A 10,644-nucleotide genomic window follows, 5' to 3' on the forward strand; every position below is an offset into this window, starting at 1 on the left:
GGCGGTCAGCAGGGTCGATAGGCTGGGTCTCATGTCTGATCGAGTGCTGGTGACACTGGACCACGAGGTGCGCGACGCGGATGCCCCGCTGCTGCACGCGGACGATCTGGCGGTGGTGCGCGGTGACGGTGTCTTCGAGACGCTGTTGGTGCGCGGCGGTCGTGCACTGAAGGTGGAGCCGCACCTCACTCGACTGGTCGCGTCGGCGCGGGCCCTCGGCCTGCCGGTGCAGGACCTGGACGACTGGCGGTTGGCGTTGGAGTTGGCGGTCGAGGAGTGGGGGTCCGAGCGGGAGGGCGCGATGCGCCTCGTGCTCAGCCGCGGCCGGGAGTCCGGCGGCGACGCGACCGCCTTCGTCACCGTCGGGCCGGTCTCCGACCGGATCCTGGCCGCGCGGCGCGACGGAGTGTCGGTACTCACACTGGCCCGGGGCTATTCGGTGGATCTGTCGGCGAGCGCGCCGTGGCAGCTGCTCGGGGCGAAGACCTTGTCGTATGCCACGAACATGGCCGCCCTGCGGTACGCGGCCACGTTCGGGGCCGACGATGTGATCTTCGTCAGTAGTGAGGGCAACGTGTTGGAAGGGCCACGTTCCACGGTGGTCATCGCCCGCGAGAAGACGCTCCTGACGCCGCCGCCGGAGCACGGAATTCTGCCGGGCACCACCCAGCAGGCCCTCTACGAGGTGGCGTCCGGCAAGGGGTTCCGCTGCGAGTACGCGGCGCTGCGTCCGGCGGATCTCATTACGGCGGAAGGTGTTTGGCTCATCTCCAGCATCACCATGGCTGCCCGGGTGCGCAAGATCGACGGCCTCGCGCTGCCGGACGCGCCCCTCGCCGACGAGATCGTGGAGCTGGTCGACCTCGCGGTCGAGACGTCGGGAGCCGAGTCCGCGGAGGCTTGACAGGTCTACTACATTTCGTAGTAGCAAAGTCCTGCGGGGGAAACGACCCCGCAGTACGTTGTTTTCAAGGGTCGGGCGGAAGCCCACGCTCCGGCCCTGAAGCCTGTCCTACGGGCCCAGTTTCGGAGTAGCCATGGATGCCTTGGACGTCTCCCGGTGGCAGTTCGGCATAACCACCGTCTATCACTTCATCCTCGTTCCGCTGACGATCGGGCTCGCCCCGCTCATCGCCGTCATGCAGACGATGTGGGTGGTCACCGGTAAAACCCACTGGTATCGACTCACCAAGTTCTTCGGGAAGCTCTTCCTGATCAACTTCGCGCTCGGCGTCGCCACCGGCATCGTGCAGGAATTCCAGTTCGGGATGAACTGGAGCGAGTACTCGCGATTCGTCGGCGACGTGTTCGGCGCCCCCCTCGCCCTCGAAGGCCTGGTCGCGTTCTTCCTCGAGTCGACGTTCCTCGGGCTCTGGATCTTCGGTTGGGGCAGGCTGCCCAAACTCGTCCACCTCGCCACCATCTGGCTCGTCGCGATCGGTGTGAACGCGTCCGCGTTCTTCATCATCGCCGCCAACTCGTTCATGCAGCACCCGGTCGGAGCGATCTACAACCCCGAGACCGGGCGCGCAGAGCTCACGAGCATCTGGGCGCTGCTCACCAACAACACCGCCCTCGCGGCCTTCCCGCACGTCGTGTCCGGGGCATTCCTCACCGCGGGCACGTTCGTGGCCGGCGTCGGCGGCTGGTGGATGGTGCGCAGCATGCGCAGGGCGAAGGACGCCACCGAACCGGAGGTGGCGAAGAAGCACGAGGAGACCGCGAGGACGATGTTCCGTCCGGTCACGATCCTCGCGCTGTGGGTGATGGTCGCCTCCGGCGTCGGACTCGCGATCACCGGAGACATCCAGGGCAAGCTGATGTTCGAACAGCAGCCCATGAAGATGGCGTCGGCCGAATCGCTGTGCCACACCGAAACCGGTGCCGATTTCTCCATCCTCACCGTCGGCACCCAGAACAACTGCGAGAGCATCACCCAGCTCATCAAGATTCCCGGACTCACCTCGTTCCTGGCCGACGGAACGTTCGACTCCACCGTCGAGGGCGTCACCGAGATCCAGGCCCGCTACGAGGAGCTGTACGGACCCGGCAACTACAAGCCCAACCTGTTCGTCACCTACTGGACGTTCCGCGCGATGATCGGCTGGGCTGCCGGGTCGGCCCTGCTCGCCGTCGTCGGCTTGTGGATGACCCGCGGCGGTCGCGTCCCGGACAAGAAATGGTTCGGCTGGTTGTCGATCGCGGTCATCCCGACGCCGTTCCTCGGCAACAGCGCGGGCTGGGTGTTCACCGAGATGGGCCGCCAGCCGTGGGTCGTGGCACCCAACCCGACCGGTGTCGACATGATCAGACTGACTGTCGACCAAGGTGTCTCGCATCATTCGGCATGGACCGTGTGGGTGTCGCTCATCACGTTCACCGTGGTCTACGGTGCCCTGGCCGTCGTGTGGTTCACGCTGATCCGCCGCTACACGGTGGAGGGACCGCTCGAACACGACGCGCATCCACCGGGTGACGGCCACGACGAGCCCGAAGAACCGGGCAAGCCCGAGCAACTCTCGTTCGCGTACTAGGGGAGACGGTCATGGGACTTCAAGAAGTGTGGTTCATCCTGATCGCGGTGCTCTTCATCGGGTACTTCGTCCTCGAGGGATTCGATTTCGGCGTCGGCATGCTCATGCCGGTGCTGGGCAGGCGCAAGGACCCGGACGGGGACACGCGGCGGCGGGTGGTGCTCAACACGATCGGCCCCGTGTGGGACGGCAACGAGGTGTGGCTCATCACCGGCGGCGGAGCCCTGTTCGCGGCGTTCCCCGAGTGGTACGCCACCCTGTTCTCCGGCTTCTACCTGCCGCTGCTGATCATCCTCGTCGCCCTCATCGTCCGGATCTGCGCCATCGAGTACCGCGGCAAGATCGACGACGACACCTGGCGCCGGCGCTGCGACTGGGGCATCGTCTTCGGGTCCTGGGTGCCCGCGGTGCTGTGGGGCGTCGCGTTCGCGAACATCGTGCGAGGCGTCGACATCGACGCCGACAAGCAGGTCACCTCCGGCCTCTTCGACCTGCTCAATCCGTATGCGCTGCTGGGCGGTCTGACGACCGCGCTCGTGTTCGCGCTGCACGGCGCGGTGTTCCTCGCCCTGAAGACGGCCGACGAAGTGCGCACGGACGCCGTCGAACTGGCGTCCCGGCTGGCGATCCCCGCCGTTCCGGTGGCAGGCGCGTTCGTGCTGTGGACACAGTTGGCGTACGGCACGGGCTGGACGTGGGTCCTCGTGGTGGCCGCGGCCGCCGCCCTCCTCGGGGTCGTCGCGTTGACCCGCGTCGAACGTGAGGGGTGGGCGTTCGCGCTCACGTCGATCGCCGTCATCGGCACCGTGGCCCTGCTGTTCGGTTCGCTGTTCCCCGACGTCATGCCGTCCACACTGGACGCTGCGTACAGCCTGACGATCGAGAACGCGTCGTCGAGCCCGTACACGCTGAAGGTGATGACGTGGGCCGCCGCCTTCCTCACCCCGGTGGTGCTGATCTACCAGGGCTGGACGTACTGGGTGTTCCGTCAACGGATCTCGACCAAGCACATCCCGCCGTCGATCGGTCTCCCGCTCGAGCGCAGATGAGCACAGCGGTCGGCGACGCACCCCGCCCCGCCGGGGAGCGTGGTTCCCGGCGCCCCGTCGATCCCCGCCTGTGGCGGTACTCGGCGGCGGCCCGCGGGTATCTCGTCCTCACGGTCGGCCTGTCGATCGTCAACGTCGCGATGGTCATCGTGTCGGCGATCGTGATCGGCCGGGTGCTCGGTGGCGTCATCGTCGACGACGCCACCGACCTCGGGCGGTGGTCCACCGAACTGACGGTCCTCGCGGCCGCGGTGGGGATCCGGGTGCTCGGCACCTGGACGCAGTCCCGGTTCGCGCACCGGTCCGCGTCGCGGGTCGTGGCGGAACTGAAGGGCGAGGTGCTCGGTGTCGCGACCCGGATGCGGCCGCGCGCACTCGACCCGCGGCGCGACGAGATCGCGACCGTCCTCACCCGCGGCATCGACGGACTCGTGCCGTACCTCACCGGGTATCTCCCCGCCCTGGTCCTCGCGGGCACACTCACGCCGGCGACGTTGGCGGTCATCGCATTCCAGGATCTGACATCGGCGGCCATCATCGTCGTCACGCTGCCGCTCATCCCGGTCTTCATGATCCTCATCGGCCTGCTCACCAGGGGCAAGGCCGTCAAGACGCTGACCGCGATGACCACGCTGTCCTCGCAACTGCTCGACCTGCTGGCCGGCCTGCCCACGCTCCGCGCCCTCGGCCGCGAGCAGGGCCCGGCGACGCGGGTGCGCGAACTCGGCGACGCACACCGCCGCACCACGATGTCGGCGCTGCGGGTGGCGTTCCTCTCCTCGATGGTGCTGGAACTGCTCGCCACCCTCTGCGTCGCGCTCGTTGCCGTGAGCATCGGGCTCCGGCTGGTCTACGGGGGCATGGAACTCGAAGCCGGGATCGTGGCACTGATCCTCGCCCCCGAGGTGTACCTCCCGCTGCGGATGGTCGGAACCCAGTTCCACGCCGCCGAGGACGGAATGGCCGCCGCGAGCAGGGCCTTCGCGGTCATCGATGCCGATCGTCCCGACCCGGCCGACGGTGCGGTCGTGGTGGACGCCACCGGGGCGCGCCTCGAGTTCGACGACGTGGACGTCGCGTCGCGCCGCGGCCTGGCGCCGCACGGACTGTCCGGGACCGTCGAACCCGGCGCGGTGACCGTGCTGACCGGACCCAACGGGTCCGGGAAATCGACTGCGGTGCACGCGCTCCTCGGCCTCGTCGAACCCGCGGGCGGACAGGTGCGGGTCGCGGGCGTCCCCGTGAGTTCGCTCGACCGGTCCGCGTGGTGGTCGCAGGTGGCGTGGCTGCCGCAGCACCCCGTCCTCGTTCCCGGCACCCTCGACGAGAACCTCCGGCTCATCGGCGACGTCGTCGACCTCGAACAGGCCTGCGCGGCCACGGGTTTCGACGAGGTCCTCGCCGAACTCCCCGACGGCTGGAACACGAGTGTCGGTTCCGGGGGAACGGGACTGTCGCTCGGACAGCGGCAACGGCTCGCACTGACCCGGGTGCTGGCCACCCGGCGTCCGGTCCTGGTGCTCGACGAGCCCACCGCACACCTCGACGACGCGTCGGAGCGGACCGTGCTCGATTCCCTCCGCAGCCTGGCCGTCGCCGGCCGGACGGTCGTGATGGTGGGGCATCGCCCGGCCGTGCTCGCCGCCGCCGACCGGGTGATCGAGGTGAGCGCCGATGTCGCGTGACCCGCTGCTCCGGGCGCTGCCGCTCCTCGACCTGCAACCGGGGCGGGTGGCGAGGGCCGTCGCCGCCGGAGTCGCGACCCTGGGCAGTGCCCTCGCGCTGGCGGCGCTGTCGGCCTGGTTGATCACGAGGGCATGGCAGATGCCACCCGTCCTCGACCTCAGCGTGGCCGTCGTGGCGGTGCGGGCTCTGGGCATCTCCCGCGGCGTCTTCCGCTACCTCGAGCGGCTGGCCACCCACGACACGGCCCTGCGCGGCACCACGTCCGCCCGCACCCGGCTGTACCAGCGGCTCGCCGACGGAGACCCCGCGGCCGCGGCCGGACTGCGCCGCGGCGAACTCCTCGCGCGCACCGGTGCCGACGTCGACACCTTGGGGGACGTCGTGGTCCGCGCCCTCGTCCCGATCGCCGTGGCCGTCGTCCTGGCCGTGGCCGCCGTCGGCATCCTCGCGGTGATCTCGCCGGCCGCGGCGCTCGTGCTCGCGGTCGCGCTCGCGGTGTCGGGGGTCGCGGCGCCCTGGTTGTCCGCGCGGGCCGCCCGCCTCGCCGAGACGTCGGGGGCGCAGGCGCGCGCCCGGTTCAGCGAGGACGCCGTCACCGCCCTCGATCACGCCGCGGAACTGCGCGTGGCAGGCCGCCTCGACCGCGCCGTGTCGCGGGCCGTCGACGCGGAGCACGCCGCGGTCTCGGCCACCGACCGCGCCGCCGCACCCAGCGCGTTCGCGGACGCCGCCACACCGCTGGCCGTGGGGGTGAGCGTCATCGCGTCCCTGATCATCGGCATGGACCTGTACTCGTCGGGGACCATGAGCCCGATGGCGATGGGCATCCTCGTGCTGCTGCCGCTGTCCGCGTTCGAGGCCACCGCGGCACTGCCCGCCGCAGCGGTCGCGCTGACGCGGGCCCGTATCGCGTCCCGCCGCATCCTCGCCGTGCTCGACGCCGCCGTCGCGGATCCGCACCCCGGAGACCGGGACCTCGACGGACCGGCGGAAGTGGTCGCGAAGGACCTGCGGTGCGGCTGGCCCGGAGGGCAGATCACCGCCTCGCTCGACCTCGACCTGCGGCCGGGTGCCCGGGTCGCGATCGTCGGGGGCAGCGGGTCCGGGAAGACCACCACCCTGATGACGCTCGCCGGGTTGCTCCCACCCGTCTCGGGGACGGTCCGGATCGACGGGATCGACCTCCACCAGATCAGGTCCGAGGCGCTGCGCCGGAACGTCGGGTTCTTCGCGGAGGACGCGCACCTCTTCGACACGTCGGTGCTCGAGAACATGCGCGTTGCGCGCGGCGACCTGGATGCCGCGGCGGCGGTGACCGTCCTGGAGTCGGTCGGGCTCGGGGACTGGGTGGCGGGGCTGCCGGAGGGCGTGCACACGACCCTCGCCGGCGGTGCCCGGGCGGTGTCCGGCGGGCAGCGTCGCCGACTGCTCCTCGCCAGGGCGCTGCTGTCGCCCGCTCGGGTGCTGCTGCTGGACGAACCGACCGAACACCTCGACGCCGACGCGGGCGCCGACCTGCTGCGGAGACTGCTCGCACGCGACGGCGGACTGGTCTCCGCGCAGCGCACCGTCGTGGTCGTCACCCACCAGCTTCCGCAGGATACCAGCGCTGACCTGGTGATACGGGTGGAGAAAGCTGAGAGCGAAAATGCGTTGCCGACTCCGTGAGTGGGGCGTACGTTCTTGAGTACACGAGGAAGGAGGTGGTCTGAAATTGAATGACAGACGGACACGTGAGGTGGCTGCCAGCTAGCCGCTACCGCTGACGGAATTCACTGACCGCGCGAGCGGCGAGCGAATCCCAGGCAGCTACCCGGCCCCCGAGCCCCCGGTCTGGTCCAGATCGGACCCGGTGCACCAGCACCGGAAGGCTCGGGGGCCGTTGTGCGCTTCGCGCCCGTGAGTACTTCTTAACCGCCGGCGGTTAACAAGTACTCACGGCATCGCGGGCACGGGTTCGACCCACTCCAGCCACCCCGCTCGAGCACCGTCCGCACCTCCGCCGCGACCTCACACGAGCGTCGCGTCACCTCCTCCCAGCCGTAGACCAGCGTGGCCTTGCCCGCCAGTTCCGCCGCATTGCCGCGACGCCGGTCGCGTAAGGCCACCGACCTCGACGCGTGGTACCGCAGTCCGTCCAGCCGCACGAGCAGCCGAACGCCGCTGTCCGAGTAGTCCACGTCCTCGTAGAGGGTGTGCCCGTCCACGAGCGCAGGCGACTGTCGCCGGGCGGCCGGCAGTCCGTAGGCGAGTTCGACGTCGACGGCGTACCGGTACTCCAGAATCGACTGGACTCCGCTGGAGACGCCCGTCAGCGCGTCGGTCAGAGCCCTGCGGTATCTGCGCGGCGGACGCTGCTCGATCCGTCGGAGCAGCGCGTGTACCGACACGTTGCTGCCGGTGACAGCCGCCACGACGACTCGCGCGGCCGCCGGCGCCGACGGCTCCGTGACAGCCAGATCGACGACGGTGTCGGCCAGGGACGTTCGCGGCTGGAGCGTCGGGACGAGGATGTGGGCGTGCGCGCGGGACCGGTGCACCACGACCCCGGGGTGCAGAAGATCGCCCTCGCGGGGAACCAGGCGGTCGGATCGCCGTCCGACCTTGCGATACGTCGGCCCCTGGTGCTCCGCGGACAATCCGTAGGGCACGGTGACGTGGATCGGACCCTCGGGATCGATGCGCACCAGCGCCCACTCCTCGGCCGCGGTCCGGTGGCTGAGAATCGCGCGGGGACCACCGAACAGCAGCGCCGCCCACAGCATCATCGGCCGATCGAGGGGTCCGTTGGTGACGGCGTAGACGCCGTGCAGAACCGCCGACCACTGGCCCGACTCCACCATGTGCTGGATCTGCCGGGTCGTGATGCCCAGCCCACGCAGTTGCCGGGCCGTGACGAGGCCGTGCTGGTGGTCGAGGACACGTTGGAACTCGGGTTTGAAGTCGATCGTCGCAGGTGTCATGGACGCGACGGTGCGGAACCCGGCCGACAGGAAAAGCCCCAGAAGGCCCGATTTCAAACTGGCCTGTGGATGAATGGCAGGTTGTGGATAACCCGAGCCGTGAGTACTTGTTAACGGCCCGTGGTTAATAAGTACTCACGGGCGGCGGAGCCGCAGTCAGCCAACGTAGCGGGACAGCCGCGCGGAGAGATGGGGGCGCAGCTCGCCGTCGGCGATGATGCGTTCCTCGACGTACGCGAGGTCGCCGCCCTCGACGATGCCGTAGAGACGTTTGGCGCCGCCGACGAGAACACCGGACGTGCTGCGGATCACGACGTCGGTCGCGAGTTCCCACGACGATTGCGTGAGGGCGCGCCCGTAGAAGAGTTCGACGATGCCGGAGCTGTGGGTGAGAAGGAGTTCGACGACTTCCTCGTTGGTGCTGCCGGGGATGCCGTCTCCGCTGATCCGCCAGAAGCCGGTCTCGTGGAGGTCGGGGCGCACGTACTCGCCGTCGGCGTCGAGAACCCAGGTCTGCGATTCCCACTTGAGGTAGTTGCCCCCGTTGTGGGAGACGATGATCTGCTGCCCGAAGGGGTAGTCGCCGGTGTCGGGGTCGTGGCCTTCCCCTTCACCGCGCCAGACACCCACGAGCGGCAGGACCGCGAGAAGTTCGTTGTTCAGATCCGGGCCGAGGCGCAGATTCGCGGTGTCCTCGGGCAGCGGAAGGTCCGGAAGCTGCGGGATGTTCCGCGACGCCGTCGTCTTGGAACGCTCGATGGCGTCCGCGACGGCTGCGTCACCGCTACCACGACGCACGGTGGGGGAGTCCCCAGCGGGCTCGCTGATAGTCGGGTGCTCGGAAGGCGGATCTGCGCCTGCGTCCGGGGTTTGACTCACGACTCGTCGGTGACCAGGCGGTAGATCGTGTAGAGCGAGAACCACGTGATCAACACGGCGGCAAGGACAAGAAGTACCTCGAAGAAGATAACCACGGTGACATCCTAAACCGAACCCGTCGAACGGTCGAAACGGGAGGCGGCTTACCGTCTCTGCGGCTACGGTTTCTCGAAGGCGACCACCCGGTCGGTTCCGGATATCCTCATGCCGTCGTCTCGTCTCCCGCTCCTCCCGGAGGTCCCATGCGTCGATCCAGCCCCGCCCTCCCCGGCCTGGCGCGAGCCGCGATCACGGCGACGGTTCTGCTGCTCACCGTGTCCGCGTTCGGCGCTCCCGGCCTGGCCGTCGCGGCCCCGGACTCCGGCAGTGCAGGGTCGGGAAGCGCCGGTTCGGGGAAAGACGACACCGACCGTGTCGATCCGAACAACTACGCCGCCGACTGCCCCGACGTCATGATCGTCGCGGTGTCCGGTGCTACCGACTCGACGGCGGACCGCAACCCTCTGGCTGACGAGAACCGTCAGCTGTGGTCGAACTGGGTGGGCAACGTGACGGTGCCGGCCGGCGAGGCGAACGCGGACGAGCCGGGGACGGTGGGGTGGATGTACGTGCCCTACCCGTCCACGTACGGTCTCGGTCTGCTGCAACCTGTTCCGACATACCAGGATTCGATGGCTGCCGGTGTGGCGTCGACGAACAGGATCCTCGACGAGAGCAAGGCGAAGTGCGGCGACGGCACCGAGTACGTGCTGCTCGGTTACAGCGTCGGCGCGGAGGTCGTCGAACGGGTGTCGCGCGAACTCGGACACCGGGACAGCAATTCTCTGGTTACCGCCGACGACATCGCCGGTGTCGCGCTGGTCGGCGACCCGTACCGCCCGGCGGGCACCCCGTCGCTGGGCGAACCGGGCCCTCCCGGAGGCGGATTCATGTCTTCCGAGCCGGCCGACTACGGCGCCCTCGACGGCAAGATCATCTACGCGTGCCGCCCCTACGACATCGCGTGCGACGCGCCGCAGGAGATCGCCGTCCTCGAGTTGGCGCTCGGTGTGCTGGGGCAGCTGCACTTCACCCTGCTGAACCCGGGCCAGACCGTCTCCGACTTCGCGAACGCGGTGACGAACATGGCGGCGCGGTCGATCGTGCACATCGTCACCCACGACGACTGGTTCGCCTCCGACGAGTCCTTCCTCGACGTCCTGCGCACGGTGGCCGACCGGACCTACGACCCCGACGGACCGGACCGGAACACGCAGGTGTCGCAGGAGCAGATGGTCGAGGCGCTGAACTGGGCGATGGGCCCCGGTTCCGACGTCGTGAAGGCGAAGCTCGCAAAAGAGGGCCCCGGGTTCGTCGAGGACAACCGGGACGTCTTCGAACTCGTGATCAAGCCGTACATCTTCCTCGGCTTCATTCAGCACCTGTTCTACTGGAACAACAACCCGAACGACCCCTGGTACTGGGAGAGCGAGAAGATCGTCGACTGGATCACCGCGCTCGCGCAGAAGCAGTAGGCGGCGGAGCCGCACGAAG

General features: G+C 69.0%; 8 protein-coding genes. 6 read left to right on the forward strand and 2 right to left on the reverse strand.

Features of this window, described 5'->3' with window-relative positions:
• Positions 1-31 precede the first annotated feature (31 nt).
• The 5 genes from ACFTZB_RS19265 (at position 32) to cydC (ending at position 6,937) form a co-directional block, all read left to right on the forward strand.
• Positions 32-904 carry an aminodeoxychorismate lyase gene (locus ACFTZB_RS19265; protein ID WP_378433556.1) on the forward strand — a complete coding sequence of 291 codons (873 nt, stop codon included), beginning with the start codon at positions 32-34 and terminating at the stop codon, positions 902-904.
• A gap of 133 nt (positions 905-1,037) precedes the next feature.
• A complete protein-coding gene (locus tag ACFTZB_RS19270) occupies positions 1,038-2,534 on the forward strand; it encodes a cytochrome ubiquinol oxidase subunit I (protein ID WP_378433557.1) in 1,497 nt (498 codons plus the stop codon).
• An 11-nt stretch (positions 2,535-2,545) separates the two neighbouring features.
• A complete protein-coding gene (cydB, locus tag ACFTZB_RS19275) occupies positions 2,546-3,583 on the forward strand; it encodes a cytochrome d ubiquinol oxidase subunit II (RefSeq protein ID WP_378433558.1) in 1,038 nt (345 codons plus the stop codon).
• A complete protein-coding gene (gene cydD, locus ACFTZB_RS19280) occupies positions 3,580-5,268 on the forward strand; it encodes a thiol reductant ABC exporter subunit CydD (RefSeq protein ID WP_378433559.1) in 1,689 nt (562 codons plus the stop codon). The genes cydB and cydD overlap by 4 nt, the downstream gene beginning before the upstream one ends.
• Positions 5,258-6,937, forward strand: coding sequence for a thiol reductant ABC exporter subunit CydC (gene cydC, locus ACFTZB_RS19285; RefSeq protein ID WP_378433560.1), 1,680 nt, complete (start codon positions 5,258-5,260; stop codon positions 6,935-6,937). Before cydD ends, cydC begins: the two co-directional genes overlap by 11 nt.
• Before the next feature lie 242 nt (positions 6,938-7,179).
• On the opposite strand, the gene ACFTZB_RS19290 is transcribed toward cydC, so the two are convergent.
• Both ACFTZB_RS19290 and ACFTZB_RS19295 read right to left on the reverse strand, forming a co-directional pair.
• Complete coding sequence (locus ACFTZB_RS19290; RefSeq protein ID WP_378433561.1) at positions 7,180-8,232, reverse strand: type IV toxin-antitoxin system AbiEi family antitoxin domain-containing protein; 1,053 nt, start codon at positions 8,230-8,232, stop codon at positions 7,180-7,182.
• Between the two features lie 156 nt (positions 8,233-8,388).
• On the reverse strand, positions 8,389-9,111 hold the full coding sequence (locus ACFTZB_RS19295; RefSeq protein WP_378433562.1) for an FABP family protein: 723 nt from the start codon (positions 9,109-9,111) through the stop codon (positions 8,389-8,391).
• Between the two features lie 242 nt (positions 9,112-9,353).
• Here ACFTZB_RS19295 and ACFTZB_RS19300 point away from each other — a divergent pair, with 242 nt between their 5' ends.
• Entirely contained in the window at positions 9,354-10,625 is a 1,272-nt protein-coding gene (locus ACFTZB_RS19300) for a cutinase family protein (protein ID WP_378433563.1), read from the forward strand.
• Positions 10,626-10,644 lie beyond the last annotated feature (19 nt).

Source organism: Rhodococcus sp. NPDC057014 (assembly GCF_042673295.1).
Classification (GTDB): Bacteria; Actinomycetota; Actinomycetes; order Mycobacteriales; family Mycobacteriaceae; genus Rhodococcus_F.

What these genes read in the sequence shown, in the direction of transcription:
- ACFTZB_RS19265 (WP_378433556.1), top strand. Translation starts at nt 32, where the DNA reads ATGTCTGATCGAGTGCTGGTGACACTGGACCACGAGGTGCGCGACGCG.
- ACFTZB_RS19270 (WP_378433557.1), top strand. Translation starts at nt 1,038, where the DNA reads ATGGATGCCTTGGACGTCTCCCGGTGGCAGTTCGGCATAACCACCGTC.
- cydB (WP_378433558.1), top strand. Translation starts at nt 2,546, where the DNA reads ATGGGACTTCAAGAAGTGTGGTTCATCCTGATCGCGGTGCTCTTCATC.
- cydD (WP_378433559.1), top strand. Translation starts at nt 3,580, where the DNA reads ATGAGCACAGCGGTCGGCGACGCACCCCGCCCCGCCGGGGAGCGTGGT.
- cydC (WP_378433560.1), top strand. Translation starts at nt 5,258, where the DNA reads ATGTCGCGTGACCCGCTGCTCCGGGCGCTGCCGCTCCTCGACCTGCAA.
- ACFTZB_RS19290 (WP_378433561.1), bottom strand. Translation starts at nt 8,232, where the DNA reads ATGACACCTGCGACGATCGACTTCAAACCCGAGTTCCAACGTGTCCTC.
- ACFTZB_RS19300 (WP_378433563.1), top strand. Translation starts at nt 9,354, where the DNA reads ATGCGTCGATCCAGCCCCGCCCTCCCCGGCCTGGCGCGAGCCGCGATC.